This window comes from Phreatobacter oligotrophus (assembly GCF_003046185.1).
Classification (GTDB): domain Bacteria; phylum Pseudomonadota; class Alphaproteobacteria; order Rhizobiales; family Phreatobacteraceae; genus Phreatobacter; species Phreatobacter oligotrophus.
The window spans coordinates 188862-203847 of record NZ_PZZL01000002.1 but is presented as its reverse complement, the minus strand read 5'-3'; the positions used below and the strand labels follow the sequence as shown (position 1 = coordinate 203847).

12 protein-coding genes are annotated in these 14986 nt (G+C 69.4%); 9 read left to right on the top strand and 3 right to left on the bottom strand.

Annotated elements, in window-relative coordinates:
- Positions 1-49: 49 nt before the first annotated feature.
- The 6 genes from hemF (at position 50) to C8P69_RS04870 (ending at position 8108) form a co-directional block, all read left to right on the top strand.
- A complete protein-coding gene (gene hemF / locus C8P69_RS04895) occupies positions 50-985 on the top strand; it encodes an oxygen-dependent coproporphyrinogen oxidase (RefSeq protein WP_108174753.1) in 936 nt (311 codons plus the stop codon).
- Positions 986-1031: 46 nt separating this feature from the next.
- Positions 1032-2678: a thiamine pyrophosphate-dependent enzyme gene (locus C8P69_RS04890; RefSeq protein WP_108174752.1), complete on the top strand. Its 1647-nt coding sequence runs from the start codon at positions 1032-1034 to the stop codon at positions 2676-2678.
- A 124-nt stretch (positions 2679-2802) separates the two neighbouring features.
- The gene (locus tag C8P69_RS04885; RefSeq protein WP_108174751.1) at positions 2803-3774 is read left to right on the top strand and encodes a Bug family tripartite tricarboxylate transporter substrate binding protein; all 972 of its coding nucleotides are present in this window, start codon (positions 2803-2805) and stop codon (positions 3772-3774) included.
- A gap of 272 nt (positions 3775-4046) precedes the next feature.
- Entirely contained in the window at positions 4047-5678 is a 1632-nt protein-coding gene (locus tag C8P69_RS04880; RefSeq protein ID WP_108174750.1) for an alkaline phosphatase family protein, read from the top strand.
- Between the two features lie 80 nt (positions 5679-5758).
- Entirely contained in the window at positions 5759-7033 is a 1275-nt protein-coding gene (locus C8P69_RS04875; RefSeq protein WP_108174749.1) for a DUF3422 family protein, read from the top strand.
- A gap of 94 nt (positions 7034-7127) precedes the next feature.
- Positions 7128-8108: an aldo/keto reductase gene (locus C8P69_RS04870; RefSeq protein WP_108174748.1), complete on the top strand. Its 981-nt coding sequence runs from the start codon at positions 7128-7130 to the stop codon at positions 8106-8108.
- A gap of 371 nt (positions 8109-8479) precedes the next feature.
- On the opposite strand, the gene C8P69_RS04860 is transcribed toward C8P69_RS04870, so the two are convergent.
- The 3 genes from C8P69_RS04860 to C8P69_RS04850 form a co-directional block, all read right to left on the bottom strand.
- Positions 8480-8794, bottom strand: a complete 315-nt coding sequence (locus C8P69_RS04860; RefSeq protein WP_108174746.1) for an NIPSNAP family protein — start codon at positions 8792-8794, stop codon at positions 8480-8482.
- A 4-nt stretch (positions 8795-8798) separates the two neighbouring features.
- The gene (locus tag C8P69_RS04855) at positions 8799-9311 is read right to left on the bottom strand and encodes a cupin domain-containing protein (protein WP_108174745.1); all 513 of its coding nucleotides are present in this window, start codon (positions 9309-9311) and stop codon (positions 8799-8801) included.
- 188 nt (positions 9312-9499) lie between these two features.
- Positions 9500-10828, bottom strand: coding sequence for an NAD(P)/FAD-dependent oxidoreductase (locus C8P69_RS04850; protein WP_108174744.1), 1329 nt, complete (start codon positions 10826-10828; stop codon positions 9500-9502).
- Positions 10829-11163: 335 nt separating this feature from the next.
- Here C8P69_RS04850 and C8P69_RS04845 point away from each other — a divergent pair, with 335 nt between their 5' ends.
- From C8P69_RS04845 to C8P69_RS04835, 3 genes are all read left to right on the top strand, one after another.
- Positions 11164-12012, top strand: a complete 849-nt coding sequence (locus C8P69_RS04845) for a VOC family protein (protein ID WP_108174743.1) — start codon at positions 11164-11166, stop codon at positions 12010-12012.
- A gap of 94 nt (positions 12013-12106) precedes the next feature.
- Positions 12107-13708 carry an ABC transporter substrate-binding protein gene (locus C8P69_RS04840; RefSeq protein ID WP_108174742.1) on the top strand — a complete coding sequence of 534 codons (1602 nt, stop codon included), beginning with the start codon at positions 12107-12109 and terminating at the stop codon, positions 13706-13708.
- Positions 13709-14008: 300 nt separating this feature from the next.
- Positions 14009-14986 (top strand): ABC transporter permease, encoded by a 978-nt coding sequence (locus tag C8P69_RS04835; protein WP_108174741.1) that lies wholly within the window; start codon positions 14009-14011, stop codon positions 14984-14986.

The following is a 14986-nucleotide window of genomic DNA, read 5'->3' as shown; positions in this document are numbered from 1 at the left end:
CGGCGAAAGGACGGGGCTAGATCGTGCTCCGCACCTGAGAAGAGCGCCCATGAACGCCCCGACCGCCGCACCGAAAGCCGTCAACGCCCCGCGCCCCGATCCCTCGCCGCTGCCGGCCGATGTCGAGGCCCACAAGGCGCGGGCCAGAGCGTGGTTCGAAGCGCTGCGCGACGACATCTGCGCCCGCTTCGAGGCGCTGGAGGACGGGCTGACCGGCTCCTCGGCCCCCGCCGGGCGGTTCACCCGCAAGGCCTGGTCGCGCACCGATCACAGCGGCGCCGATGGCGGCGGCGGCGTGATGAGCATGATGGCGGGCCGCGTCTTCGAGAAGGTCGGCGTCCATTGCTCGACCGTCCACGGCGAATTCGCCCCCGAGTTCCGCGGCCAGATCCCCGGCGCCATGGAGGACCCCCGCTTCTTCGCCACCGGCATCTCGCTCATCGCCCATCCGGTGAACCCCAACGTGCCGGCCGTGCACATGAACACCCGCCTCGTGGTGACGAGCCGCATGTGGTTTGGTGGCGGCGCCGACCTGACCCCGGTGCTTGACCGTCGGCGGGTACAGGAGGATGCGGACAGCATCGCCTTCCACGACGCGATGAAGGGCGCCTGCGAGGGCCATGCGGTCGCCGACTATCCGCGCTTCAAGGCCTGGTGCGAGGACTATTTCTACCTGCCGCACCGCAAGGAGCCGCGCGGCATCGGCGGCATCTTCTACGACTATCTCGACAGCGGCGACCGCGACGCCGACTTCGCCTTCACCCAGTCGGTGGGCCGCGCCTTTGCCGCGATCTATCCCGAGCTCGTCCGCCGCAACGTCCAGACGCCCTGGACCGAGGCCGACCGCGAGGAGCAGCTCATCCGCCGCGGCCGCTATGTCGAGTTCAACCTGCTGCACGACCGCGGCACGGTCTTCGGCCTGAAGACCGGCGGCAATGTCGAAAGCATCCTGTCCTCGCTACCGCCCGTGGTGAAATGGCCCTGAGCGGCCGGCCGGGCAGGGGCCTTCCACGCGATTGTCGGAGACACGCATGACGCGGCGCATGACGGGCGGCGAGGCCATCGTCGCGGGCCTTCTCGCCAATGGGGTGGACACGGTCTTCGGCCTGCCGGGCGCGCAGATGTATCCGCTCTTCGATGCGCTGGCGCAGAATGCCGACCGCATCCGCACCGTCGGCGCGCGGCATGAACAGGCCTGCGGCTACATGGCCTTCGGCTATGGCCGCTCCACCGGCAAGCCTGGCGTCTATTCGGTGGTGCCGGGCCCCGGCGTCCTCAACACCACCGCGGCGCTCGCCACGGGCTGGGGCTGCAACACGCCGATGGTCTGCCTCACCGGCCAGATCCCGACGCCCTTCATCGGCAAGCGGCGCGGCCACCTCCACGAGATCGCCGACCAGCTCGGGACGCTGCGCTCCCTCGTCAAATGGGCCGAGCGGATCGAGCGCCCGGCCGATGCCCCGGCCCTCGTCGCCGAGGCGTTTCGCCAGGCCCAGTCCGGCCGCCCCGGCCCGGTCGCGCTCGAAATGGCCTGGGACACGATGGCCGGCGCCGAGGATGTGCCGGATGCCGCCGCCGCCGTGCTCGACGCCCCGGCGAAGCCCGAGCCAATGGCGGTGTCGCACGCCGTCAACCTCATCCGCGCCGCCCGCTTCCCCCTCATCATGACCGGCTCCGGCGCGCAGGACGCCGCCGCCGCCATCGGCCTCCTCGCCGAGCGGATCGGCGCCCCTGTCGCCGCCTTCCGCGGTGGCCGCGGCGTGGTCGACGAGGCCGGTCCCTGGGGCCTGTCCTCCTATGCCGCCTTCCGGCTCTGGGAGCAGTGCGACCTCCTCGTCGCCATCGGCACGCGTGCCGAGATGCCGACCATGCGCTGGGCCAACATGATGGCGCTGACGACCCGCCTCGACGGCGGCCGCAAGCTCGTGCGCATCGACATCGACCCCGCCGAGATGGACCGGCTGGAGGCCGACGCGCCGCTCGTCGCGGATGCCGGCGAGGGGGTCGCGGCCCTTCTTGCCGCGCTGGAGGGCCACCGCCCGCCGGACAACCGCGCCGCCATCGAGACGGCCCGTCGGGAGGCCGCCGCGGCGATCCGCGTGGTGCAGCCGGAGATGGATTATCTCGACGTCATCCGCGACGTCCTGCCGCCCGAGGGCCTCCTCGTCGAGGAGCTCTGCCAGGCCGGCTTCACCAGCTATTTCGGCTATCCCGTTCGCCGCCCCCGGACCTATGTCTCTTCCGGCTTCCAGGGCACGCTCGGCTTCGGCTTCCAGACGGCGCTCGGCGTCAAGGTCGCCCACCCGGACCGCCCCGTCGTCTCCATCACCGGCGACGGCGGCTTCCTCTTCGGCGTCCAGGAACTCGCCACCGCCGTCCAATACGGCATCGGCCTCGTCACCGTGGTCTTCAACAACAACGCCTATGGCAATGTCCGCCGCGACCAGGAGACCCGCTACGGCAACCGGCTGATCGGCGCCGATCTGATGAACCCCGATTTCCCGGCCCTGGCCCGCGCCTTCGGTCTCGACACCGCCCGCGTCGACAGCCCGGCGGCCTTGAGGCCGGTCCTGGCGGCGGCCCTCGCCAAGGGCGCGCCCGCCCTTATCGAGGTGGCGGTGGCGCGGGGGACCGAGGCCCCGCCCTGGCCCTTCATCCATCCGGTGAAAGCCTATTGAGGAGATCAACCTTCTCTAAGCCGATCATCCTAAGATAGGAAAATTATCATTGACATAGCGGTGGCCTTGCGCTAGGGTCCTCGCCGTCGTCGGATGGTCGGTGCAGGGGCAAGGGGAGGTCATCATGGATCGCAGGACGCCGGATCGTCGGACGTTTCTCGGCACCGCCGCTGCCCTCTCCCTCGCCGCTCCGGCGCTGCGCGCCCAGTCCGGCCCCATCCGCTTCATCTTCCCGTTCGCCGCGGGCGGGGCCGGTGACGCGCTGACCCGCATCGTCGCCGACGAGGTGGGCCGTGCCCTTGGCGAGCCGGCCATCGTCGAGGCCCGCCCCGGCGCCGGCGGACAGATCGGCACCCAGGCCGTCATCAACGCCGCCCCCGACGGCCGCACGCTGCTCCTCACGCCCATCGCACCGGTGGTCATCCACCCCATCGTCTTCCCGCAGCTGCCCTACGATCCCGTCCGCGACCTCGCACCGGTGAGCCTCGTCACCACCTTCGACTTCGCCCTTGCCGTGCATCCCGACACGCCGGCGAAGACGCTCTCCGAACTCGTCGCCTGGGTGAAGCAGGACCCGCGCCGCGCCACCTATGGCTCGCCGGGCGTCGGCAACCTGCCGCATTTCTTCGGCGCGCTGCTGGCCGAGAAGATCGGCGTGCCGCTGGTCCATGCGCCCTATCGCGGCTCCGCCCCGGCGCTGACCGACCTCGTCGGCGGCCAGGTGCCCATGGTCATCACCACCACCTCCGACGTGACGGAGCTGGCCAAAGGCGGCCGCATCCGCATCCTCGCCGTGTCGGGGCGCGAGCGCTCGCCGTTCCTGCCCGATGTGCCGACCTTCACCGAGGCCGGCATCGCCATTGCTGGCGGCGCCTGGTACGGGCTCTTCGCCAAGGCCGGCTCGCCGCCGGAGATCCTCGGCCGCATCAGCCGCGCGGTGATGGCGGCGATGCATGACGGGGCGGTGAAGGAGAAGGTCCTGGGCCTCGCCATGGTGCCCACCGGCTCGACGCCGGAGGAGCTGGGGCGGGTCCAGAGGCAGGACATCGCCGACTGGACGCCGGCGGTGAAGGCCTCCGGCTTCCGGCCGACGTGAGGGGCGCTCGGGGAGGGCGCGAGTGGGGCTTTCGGCCGGGCTCACCTCTCCTGCTTGCCTTCCGGCACCACCCCATCCGTCATGCCCGGGCTTGTGGCGGGCATCCACGAATTCTCATGGGGCGGTGGTCAAGTCGTGGATGCCCGCCACAAGGGCGGGCATGACGGAGGGTGCGGTGGCTATCCGAGTGGCTCCGCAATCCCCCACCCACTCCCCTTGCCCGCTTCGCCCGTCCGACGCACTGTCGGCGCCCTTGATCCCACGAGCCCGCCATGCCGCACGCCGACAAGAACATCCTCTTCATCATGTGCGACCAGCTGCGGTTCGATTACCTGAGCTGCGCCGGCCATCCACGCCTCAAGACCCCCACCATCGATGCGCTGGCGGCCCGCGGCGTGCGCTTCACCCGCGCCTATGTGCAGTCGCCGGTCTGCGGCCCCTCGCGCATGAGCTATTACACCGGCCGCTACATGCGCTCGCACGGCTCCAACTGGAACAACTTCCCCCTGCGCATCGGCGAGCCGACGCTCGGCCAGCACCTGAAAGCCCTCGGCGTGCGCAACGTCCTCGTCGGCAAGACCCACATGACCGCCGATGACGAGGGCATGGAGCGGCTGGGCATCCCCAAGGGCTCGGTCATCGGCGTCGAGGCGGCGCAATGCGGCTTCGAGCCCTATGAGCGCGACGACGGCCTGCATCCCTCGCGGCCCGGCGCAGCCCGGCCGGCCTACGACGCCTATCTGGAGACAAACGGCTTCCCGGCGCGCAACCCGTGGGAGGACCGCGCCAATTCCGGCATTGGGCCCGACGGCGAGAAGCAGAATGGCTGGCTCCTCGCCCATGCCGACAAGGAAGCCAACATCCCCGAGGAGCATTCCGAGACGCCCTACATGACCCGCCGGGCCATGGATTTCATCCGCGAGGCCAAGGAGGACGGGCGCCCGTGGTGCCTGCACCTCTCCTACATCAAGCCGCACTGGCCCTATATCGCCCCGGCGCCCTACCACGACATGTTCAGCGAGGACGACGTCCAGCCGGCCATCCGTTCCGATCTCGAGCGGCAGAACCCGCACCCGGTCTATGGCGCCTTCATGGACATGCGGGTCTCCCGCAACTTTGCCCGTGAGGAGGTCCGCCGCCGCGTCATCCCGGCCTATATGGGCCTCATCCGCCAGATCGACGACCAGCTCGCCGTGCTGTTCAAGTTCCTCGATGACGAAGGCCTCACCGACAAGACGATGATCGTCTTCACCTCCGACCATGGCGACTATCTCGGCGACCATTGGCTCGGCGAGAAGGACCTGTTCCACGAGGTCTCGGTGAAGGTGCCGCTCATCGTCGTCGATCCCTCTCCGGAGGCCGACGCCACGCGCGGCACGACCTGCGACGCCCTCGTCGAGGCCATCGACCTTGCGCCGACCTTCATCGAGCATTTCGGCGGCACGGTGCCGCGCCACATCGTCGAGGGCAGGTCGCTCAAACCCCTGCTGCGGGGGCAGACGCCGCTGGACTGGCGGCCGGTCGCCATCTCCGAATACGACTATTCCATGCTGGATTCCCGCCGCACCCTCGGCCGCAAGCCCGACGAGTGCCGGCTGTTCATGGTCTTCGACGGCCGGTTCAAGTATGTCCACGCGCCGGGCTTCCGCCCGATGCTCTGGGACCTGCAGACGGACCCACATGAATATCGCGACCTCGGCGACGACCCCGAGCATGAGGCGGTGCGGGCGCGGCTGAAGGAGCATCTCCTCGCCTGGGCGCTGACCGACCACAACCGCATCACCATGCCGGATGCGACGATCGAGACCTATGGCCCGGCGCGCCAGCTGCGCGGCGGCATTCTCATCGGCTACTGGGACGAGGCCGAGGTGGCGGAAGCGCGGAAGGCCTACGGCATCGAGTGACGCAGCCCCGTGAGGCCGCTTGCCAAGCGGGCGGGGCGGGTCTCCAATGACGCTCCCATGCCCCCAAGGACGCGTTCCCCGTGAGTCTCGATTTCGCGCCCCATCCGCTCCGCCGCCAGGTGCTGGACGAGCTGCATGCCCGGCCCTTCCAGCTGGTCGAGACGCCGCGCCGCGTGTTGCTCCACGCCTTTGCCACCGCCGAGGTGCCGGTGGTGCAGGAGCGGGCGACGCTCGCCGCCTGGTGCGGCGCAACGGGCGCGGCCCGCCCGGACGAGGGCGCCAATTTCCACCGCGCCGTCTTCCCAACGTCGCGGCTGCGCTGGGAGCGGCACAGCGAGTTCTCCACCTATGGCTGGGACGTGCCGGCGCCGGCCGGCGACCCGTTCCACTGGCCGCTGCCGCAGCCGAGCCCGGTCGGCGGCGCCGTCGCCGCCCCCGGCCCGCTGCTGGTCGCCATCGACCTGGCGCTGGTGCGCGAGGATGGCGTTCCCGCCGACTGGCAGGCGCTGTTCGACCCGGCCTCGCTCTGCGTCTCCCGGGCCATGGATGCGGCGACCATCGCCACCGACTTCCGCCAGGATTCGCGCGGCTACACCCGCATTCTCGTCATCGACCACGGCCTGACCCCGGCGGTGGCCGGCGCTCTGGTGCAGCGCCTGCTCGAGGTCGAGACTTATCGCTGCTTCGCCCTGCTCGGCCTGCCCGAGGCGCAGCGGGTCGGGCCGATCATCGGCCGCATCGAGCGCGAGCTTCTCTCGGTCGCCCAGCGCATGAAGACGGCGACGGGGCTCGAGAGCAACGCCGCGCTGCTCGACACGCTGGTGGCGCAGGCCGCCGAGCTCGAGGCGGAGGCTGCGCTGTCGAGCTTCCGCTTCGGTGCGACCCGCGCCTACGAGGCGCTGGTGCGCTCGCGCCTTGCGGTCATCGGCGAGACGCCGGTCGAGGGGCACTCGACCTGGGCGGCCTTCCTCGACCGCCGCTTCGCCCCCGCCATGCGCACCTGCCAGACGGCGTCCGACCGCCAGGCGGAGCTGTCGCTGAAGCTCGCCCGCGCCGCGAACCTGTTGCGCACCCGCGTCGACATCGCCCTCGAACAGCAGAACCGCACGCTGCTCGAGACCATGTCGGAGCGCGGCCGCCTGCAGCTGCGCCTGCAGCAGACGGTGGAGGGCCTCTCCATCGCGGCCGTGTCCTATTACGTGCTCGGCCTGCTCGGCTATCTCTTCAAGGGCGGCAAGGATGCGGGGCTCCTGCCCTTCGACCCCTCGGTCGCCACCGCCGTGGTGCTGCCCTTCGTCATCATCGTCATGGCGCTGGTGGTCCGGCGCGTGCGATCGCGCCACCGCGACGACTGACGCCGCGGGCATGGCAGGCCCGCTGCGGCCCGCCGTTCCCCCCGCGCCAAGCCCGTCCTAGAACAGGGCCGATCCGCCCCTCGGGAGCCCCGCCATGGACACTGTGAAGCTCGGCCGCACCGGCCTCGACGTCTCGCGCCTCTGCCTCGGCTGCATGACCTATGGCGCGCCCGACCAGGGCGCCCATCCCTGGTCCATGGGCGAGACCGAGAGCCGCCCCTTCATCAAGCGGGCGCTCGACCTCGGCATCAACTTCTTCGACACGGCCAATGTCTATTCGCTCGGCTCCTCCGAGGAGATCGTCGGCAAGGCGCTGAAGGACATGGCCAAGCGCGACGACATCGTCATCGCCACCAAGGTCTTCAACCGCATGCGCCCCGGCCCGAACGGCGCCGGCCTGTCGCGCAAGGCGATTATGACCGAGATCGACCATTCGCTGCGCCGCCTCGGCACCGACTATGTCGACCTCTACCAGATCCACCGCTTCGACTACGACACGCCGATCGAGGAGACGCTGGAAGCGCTCCACGACGTCGTGAAGGCCGGCAAGGCCCGCTATATCGGCGCCTCCTCCATGAGCGCCTGGCGCTTCATGAAGATGCTGAAGACCTCGGAGGCGAATGGCTGGACGCGCTTCGCCACCATGCAGAACTACGTGAACCTGCTCTACCGCGAGGAGGAGCGCGAGATGCTGCCGCTGTGCCGCGAGGAGGGCATCGGCGTCATTCCGTGGAGCCCGCTCGCCCGCGGCCGCCTCACCCGCGACTGGGATTCCTCCAGCGCCCGCGCCGAGACCGATGATTTCGGCAAGACGCTCTATGCGGCCACCGCCGAGGCCGACCGCAAGGTGGTCGAGGCCGTGGCGGCGGTGGCGAAAGCCCGCGGCATCCCGCGGGCCCAGGTTGCGCTCGCCTGGGTGTTGCAGAAGCCGGGCATCACCGCGCCCATCGTCGGCGCCAGCAAGATGGGTCATCTCGACGACGCGGTGGCGGCGCTGAAGGTGAAGCTGACGGCCGAGGAGATTGCGGCGCTGGAGGCAGCCTACGTGCCGCACGCGGTGGTGGGGTTCAAGTGAGGGGGCGCTTCCCGTTTCCACCCACCCATCCGTCATGCCCGCCCTCTGGCGGCCGTTGGCCGCCGTTCCTTGCTTCCGACGCCGAGGCAAGGCCTCGGCTATGGCGGGCATCCACGACTTGACCACCGCGCATCCAGAAGAATTCGTGGATGCCCGGGCCAAGCCCGGGCATGACGCGGAGAGGGCGGCGCGCATTGATGGCATCGCGCGCCGAAGCGGCACCGCTCCACCTCTCCCCGGCGGGGAGAGGTCGGCCGAAGGCCAGGAGAGGGGGCTTGAGGCCGATCCGGAGAAGGCTCACCCCCTCTCCCGCCTCGCTACGCTCGGCGACCTCTCCCCGCCGGGGAGAGGTGGGGCGCGCGCCCCACTCCTCACCTGATCGGCGAAAACCGCGTCGGCCGCAGGAACCGCACGTGCTGGACCTCGACCAGCCCCTTCACCTTGGCGAGGTAATCCTGCCAGCGCGGGTCGGCCATCATCCTGTCGCGGCGGACGAGGCGGTCATCGAGGCTCTCGTAGGACCACCAGGCCACTACGTGGTTCAGCTCCGCCGTCTCCGAGGTGAAATAGCCGTGGAACGTGCCGAGCAGCTCCTGCTGGATGGGCAACCCGTGCTCCTCGTAGAGCCCGACGAACTCGGCGAGATGGCCGGCCTTGATGCGGTAGTCGCGCTCCTCGACGATCATGGCTCTATCCCTTCGGATTGTGGCTGGGATCGGCCCAGCCGAAGACCGTGCGCTTCTCGATCTCGGCGACATCGGCGGGCCGCGGGAAGGGCTCGGGCGCAGGCTCGCCCGGAACCCGCTCGCGGCCGATGGCGGCGAAGAAATCCTCGAGCCCGCCAGGCATCAGGAACCAGACGAAGCTCATCGGCTCGGGGCCGGGATTGACGAAGCCGTGCTTGCGGTCGCGGCCGATGAAGACGGTCGAGCCCGCCTCCATCGGGATGTCCTCGCCGTCGATGCGCGCGAAGCCGCGCCCGGCCGTCAGGTGGATGACCTCCTCGTGGCGGTCATGGGTGTGCTCGCGGATATGGCAGCCCGGCGCGACCGTCTGCGTGCCCATGGCGAAGCGGTTCTCGGTCTTCACCGTCTTCGGATTGAGGATGCAGCGCACGAAGCCATTGGCCGGCACCGGCTGCCAGTAGGACGGGCTCTCCTCCGGCCCGAAGACCTTCACCTCGGCTTGCGGCGTGTCACTCATGCCATCTCCTCCGGCCCTTGGGGCCTTTCGTTGTCGTCACCCCCGGCGAGCCCGGAGGGCGAGGGAAGGGGGTCCAGGGGCGACCGTCGAGACCCATGAGGACAACAGTCGTCCTGCCCTTCAAGTCCTGGATCCCCTTCCCTCGGCCTTCGGCCTCGCCGGGGATGACGGGTAGAGCCTGAACGCGCTCAGATCTCCTGGGCGTCCAGCCGCCGGTAGAGCGGCAGGGCGAAGGGCGCGATGCGGCGCAGGATGGGCTGGAAGGGCTGCGGCGTCGGATCGGAGAAGGGCAGGCCCAGTTCGCTCTCCGGCACGCCCTGCGTGACCCTGGCGAGCTCGCGGCCCAGCGACACCGAGAGCGCCACGGCGCGGCCGTTGCAGCCCGCCCAGGCATAGCCGTTCGGCCCGAGCTTGTGGAAGCGCGGGAAGCCGGCGACCTGCGGCTTCAACAGGTTGTCCGGCGTCATGCCGACATAGCCGGACCAGACATAGTCGAACTCGACATCGCCGATCTGCGGCCAGAGCTTTTTCAGCCGCTCGCCGATCATGCCGCGCAGGTTGTCGCCATTGGCGCCCGGCACCATGGCCGCGCCGCCGGTGACGAGGCGGTTGCGGGCGTCCCAGCGGGCGAAATAGAGCTCGCGATGGGTGTCCGACATGGCCTGCCGGTCCGGAATGATGGTCTTGGCGACATTGTCGCTGATCGGCCGCGTCGCCATCTGCCAGGACAGGACCGGGATCACCTCGCGGGCGATGTCGCGGTTGAGGCTGTCGGAGAACTCGCCCGTATAGGCATTGGTGGCGAGGATGAGCGCCTTGGCCGTGACCTGGCCCTTCTCGGTCTTCACCACCCAGGCATCGCCCACTCGCGCATAGGATGAGACCGGCGAGCGCGAGCGGATCACCGCGCCGAGCTTCAGGGCCACCTGAGCGAGGCCGCGGGACAGGGCGAGCGGGTTGATATGGCCGCCGGTCGGGTTCCAGAAGCCGCCGAACCAGGCCTCCGAGCCCAGCATCTTCGCCGTCGCCTCGCGGTCAAGCAGCTCGACCGGCGCGCCGAGCGCCGACCATTCCTTCACCCGCTTCTCCGCGATCTTGAAGCGGCCGGGCGAATGGACGGGCTGCACCCAGCCCGCCTGCTCGGCCTCGGCGGGGATGTCGTGCTTGCGCACGAGGTCGAAGAGATATTGCGCGGCGTCGCGCAGCACGCGGTTGAACCGCTCGCCGGCCTCGCCATGGCGCGCCGTCATGCCGGAGGGGTCATGGCCGGCCAGCGTCGGGATCACCTGGCCGTTGTTGCGGCCCGAGGCGCCCCAGCCCGGCTCCACCGCCTCCACCACCGTGACGGCGACGCCCATTTCGCGCAGGTGGATCGCGGTCGAGAGCCCCGTGAACCCCGCGCCGATGACGACGACATCCGTCGTCTCCTCCCCGACGAGCGGCTGCAGCACCGGGCCGGGCGGCGCCGTGGCGACCCAGAGGGACGGCGGCCAGGGAGCCGAGGCGGTGGAAGGCATGGAGGTATCTCCGGTCATGTGGCACGATCCATGAAAGCCGCCTGCAGGGGCAGCGGCAAGCCGCCGGTGGGCTGGGGCGCCACGCGGCGGGCGAAAACCACCGGGAGCTTCTGCGGGCAGGGGCTTGATTTAGAATATTTATCCTATTTGTACGCGTTGTAAGAGTACAAATATTTTAATTGCATCACGATTGTCTGCCGCAGACGGGTAAATTCTTCTCTCCAGCTATGTGTGCAGAGCAGCACCGGGGCGGCATTTCTGCCACCCTTGGCGCGTTGCGCGGCAGCGCCCGATCAGATGAACTGCGCGCCAGCTGAACTGGAAAGAAGCGAACCATGCCGCTCAAGCACATCCTCGGTGCAGACCACGTTGTCGTCACCGTCCGCGATCTCGACGCGTCGGCGCGGGCCTGGGGCCTGCTCGGCTTCACCGTCTCGCCGCGCGGCACCCACTCGCCGCATCTCGGCACCGGCAACTACACCATCATGTTTGGCGAGGATTACCTCGAGCTCCTCGGCGTCCTCACCGAGACCGACCAGAACAAGCCGACCCGCGACTTCCTGGCGAAGCGCGAGGGCATCGAGCGCACCGCCTTCACCACCGATGACGCCGCCGGCGGCGCCGCCGAGCTGAAGGCCCGCGGCCTCGAGCCGCTCGGCCCCGTCCATTTCGGCCGCCCCGTCGACCTGCCCGGCGGCGGCACGGGCGAGGCCAAGTTCAATGTCTTCCGCTGGCCGCTCGACCAGAATCCCGGCGGCATGCGCATCTTCGCCTGCCAGCACCTGACCCGCGAGACGGTCTGGATTCCCGAGCTGCAGAGCCATGCCAATGGCGCGCGCCGCATCGCCCGCATCGAGATCCTCAGCGCCGATCCGGAAGCCGCGGCCAAGAAAATGGCCGGCCTCATCGACGAGCCGGCGACGAAGACGCCGGACGGCTGGCGCGTGCCTTCGGGCGGCAAGCGCGCCGACTTCCTGTTCTATGACGCCGCCGGCTTTGCTGCGCGCTATCCGGCCGCCGTGCGCGAGGGCGCCGCGGCCGAGGGCGCGGTGGCCATCGTCATCGCCACCGGCGACCTCGCCAAGGCCAAGGCCGCCTCCGCCGCCATCGCCCATGGCGAGGAGACGGTGAGCGTGCCCGCCGCCCGCGCCAATGGCGTCGTCATCAGCTTCATCCCGAACTGAGCGGCGCGGGGCCGTCCCCGCGTCCTCCGCGATTGACGCCTATTGTGCAGTCGCCCATCGTGAATTCAGTCGCCCCTTCCGCCAGGAGATCCCCATGGACCTGACCCGCCGCGCAGCGCTGATGACCTCGGCCGCGATCGCCGCCAACGTGATCGATCCCTTCAAGGCCTTCGCCCAGCAGACGCCGCGCAAGGGCGGCGTCTTCGTCGTCCATTACGGCGCCGAGCAGCGCCAGCTGAACCCCAGCCTCCAGGCCTCCACCGGCGTCTACATCATCTCCGGCAAGATTATGGAGCCGCTGGTCGACCTCGACGCCGCGGGCAATCCGGTCGGCGTGCTGGCGACGAGCTGGGAATCGACCCCCGACGGCAAGACCATCACCTTCAAGCTGCGGCAGGGCGTGACCTGGCACGACGGCCGCCCCTTCACCTCGGCGGACGTGCAGTTCACCGCCATGGAGATGTGGAAGAAGATCCTCAACTACGGCTCGACGCTGCAGCTCTTCCTCACCGCCGTCGACACGCCGGATCCGCACACCGCGATCTTCCGCTATGAGCGGCCGATGCCGCTGAACCTCCTGCTGCGCGCGCTGCCCGACCTCGGCTACATCTCGCCGCGCCACCTCTACGAGGACAAGGGCGACATCCGCCAGAACCCGGTGAACCTTGCCCCCGTCGGCACCGGCCCCTTCAAGTTCGTGAGCTACGAGCGCGGTCAGCACATCATCGCCGAGCGCCATGACGGCTACTGGCGCGGGCCCGCCCATCTCGACCGCATCGTCTGGCGCGTCATCACCGACCGTGCCGCTGCCGCCGCCCAGATGGAGGCCGGCCAGATGCACTACTCGCCCTTCTCGGGCCTCACCATCTCGGACATGGCCCGCCTCGGCAAGGATCCGCGCTTCGTCGTCTCCACCAAGGGCAACGAGGGCAATGCCCGCACCAACACGCTGGAGTTCAACTTCCGGCGCAAGGAACTGGCCGACATCAAGGTGCGCCAGGCCATCGCCCACGCCATCAACGTGCCCTTCTTCATCGAGAACTTCCTCGGCGACTTCGCCAAGCTCGGCACCGGCCCGATCCCCTCGGTCTCGACCGATTTCTATCCGGGCGCCAACACCCCGCAGTTCCCCTATGACAAGGCCAAGGCGATCCGCCTCCTCGACGAGGCGGGCCTGCGCCCCGGCGCCGGCGGCACGCGCCTGACGCTGCGACTTCTCCCGGCCCCCTGGGGCGAGGACATCTCGCTCTGGGCGACCTTCATCCAGCAGTCGCTGGGCGAGGTGGGCATCCGCGTCGAGATCGTCCGCACCGATGGCGGCGGCTTCCTCAAGTCGGTCTATGCCGACCATGCCTTCGACCTCGCCACGGGCTGGCACCAGTATCGCAACGATCCAGCCGTCTCGACGACCGTGTGGTATCGCTCGGGACAGCCGGTCGGCGCGCCCTGGACCAACCAGTGGGGTGTCACCGACGCGACCCTCGACAAGATCATCGACGATGCCGCGACCGAGGTCGACGCCGCCAAGCGCAAGGCGCTCTATGGCGACTTCGTCCGCCGCGCCAATGGCGAGCTGATGATCTGGATGCCGATCGAGCAGATCTTCGTCACGGTGATCACGGCGAGGGCGCGCAACCACTCCAACACGCCGCGCTGGGGCTCCTCGTCCTGGCACGATCTTTGGTTGGCGGAGTGACGGCGTCGGCGGCCGCGGATTTGTCCGCGGCCATTGCGACACCGGATTGCGGAGACAAGACAGGTGGAACCGATGTCACCCCCGGCGAGCCCGGAAGCGAGATGCAAACGCATCTCGCAATCGCTCGATGCTTTGGGGCGAGGGAAGGGGGTCCAGGAGGGCAAGGGCGCATGCCCAGGGACCAGCGATGGCGGCCCCTGGATCCCCTTCCCCTCGCTTCGCTCGGCCGGGGATGACGGGCGAGGTCCTGTCAGCCGGTCTGCGCGCCACCCCTCACCATCGCCTCGAATGGCCTGATCCATGCGCATCCTGAGCCTTGCGGGGCGGCGTCTCGCCGCCTCGATCCCCACCCTGCTGCTGATCCTGATTGGCGTCTTCCTGCTGCTGCAGTTCGCGCCCGGCGACACTGTCGACGCCATGATGGCGCAGATGGGCGGCGGCGACGCGAAGACGGCGGCGGAGCTGCGCCGCTTCTACGGGCTCGACCTCTCGGTCTCCGCCCAGCTCGGCAGCTATCTGTGGCGGCTGGTGCGCTTCGACCTCGGCTTCTCCGCCATCTACGGCAAGCCGGTGGCAACCGTCATTGCCGAGCGCCTGCCGGCGACCATCCTCCTGATGACCGCCTCGCTGTCCTTTGCCTTCTTCTTCGGCCTCATCCTCGGCGTCATCGCCGCCCGCGGCGTCAACCGCTGGCCCGACACGCTCATCTCGACGGTGGGCCTCATCTTCTACGCCACGCCCTCCTTCTGGTTCGGGCTCATGGCCATCGTCGTCTTCTCGATCTACCTGCAATGGCTGCCCGCCGGCGGCCTCACCGACATCACCTCCACCGCGACCGGCATCTGGGCCGTGCTCGACACGGCGCGCCACCTCGTCCTGCCGACCCTGACGCTCGGCCTCATCTTCCTCGCCATCTACCTGCGCATCATGCGCGCCTCGATGCTGGAGGTGCAGAACCTCGACTTCGTGCGCACCGCCCGCGCCAAGGGCCTCGACGAGACGCGCATCATCACCCGCCATGTGCTGCGCAACGCGCTGCTGCCCATGGTGACGCTGATCGGCCTGCAGGCCGGCACCATGCTCGGCGGCTCGGTGGTGGTGGAGAGCGTCTTCTCGCTCCCCGGCCTCGGGCGCCTTGCCTATGAAAGCGTCGTCCAGCGCGACCTCAACACCCTGCTCGGCATCATCTTCGTCTCGGCGCTGCTGGTCATCACCGTGAATTTCATCGTCGACCTCATTTATGCGCGCCTCGACCCGCGCATCACCACGGGGGCCTGA

Bases quoted from the DNA above. Each gene is read 5' to 3' on its own strand.
- hemF (WP_108174753.1), top strand. From the start codon at position 50: ATGAACGCCCCGACCGCCGCACCGAAAGCCGTCAACGCCCCGCGCCCC.
- C8P69_RS04890 (WP_108174752.1), top strand. From the start codon at position 1,032: ATGACGCGGCGCATGACGGGCGGCGAGGCCATCGTCGCGGGCCTTCTC.
- C8P69_RS04885 (WP_108174751.1), top strand. From the start codon at position 2,803: ATGGATCGCAGGACGCCGGATCGTCGGACGTTTCTCGGCACCGCCGCT.
- C8P69_RS04880 (WP_108174750.1), top strand. From the start codon at position 4,047: ATGCCGCACGCCGACAAGAACATCCTCTTCATCATGTGCGACCAGCTG.
- C8P69_RS04870 (WP_108174748.1), top strand. From the start codon at position 7,128: ATGGACACTGTGAAGCTCGGCCGCACCGGCCTCGACGTCTCGCGCCTC.
- C8P69_RS04860 (WP_108174746.1), bottom strand. From the start codon at position 8,794: ATGATCGTCGAGGAGCGCGACTACCGCATCAAGGCCGGCCATCTCGCC.
- C8P69_RS04855 (WP_108174745.1), bottom strand. From the start codon at position 9,311: ATGAGTGACACGCCGCAAGCCGAGGTGAAGGTCTTCGGGCCGGAGGAG.
- C8P69_RS04850 (WP_108174744.1), bottom strand. From the start codon at position 10,828: ATGCCTTCCACCGCCTCGGCTCCCTGGCCGCCGTCCCTCTGGGTCGCC.
- C8P69_RS04845 (WP_108174743.1), top strand. From the start codon at position 11,164: ATGCCGCTCAAGCACATCCTCGGTGCAGACCACGTTGTCGTCACCGTC.
- C8P69_RS04840 (WP_108174742.1), top strand. From the start codon at position 12,107: ATGGACCTGACCCGCCGCGCAGCGCTGATGACCTCGGCCGCGATCGCC.
- C8P69_RS04835 (WP_108174741.1), top strand. From the start codon at position 14,009: ATGCGCATCCTGAGCCTTGCGGGGCGGCGTCTCGCCGCCTCGATCCCC.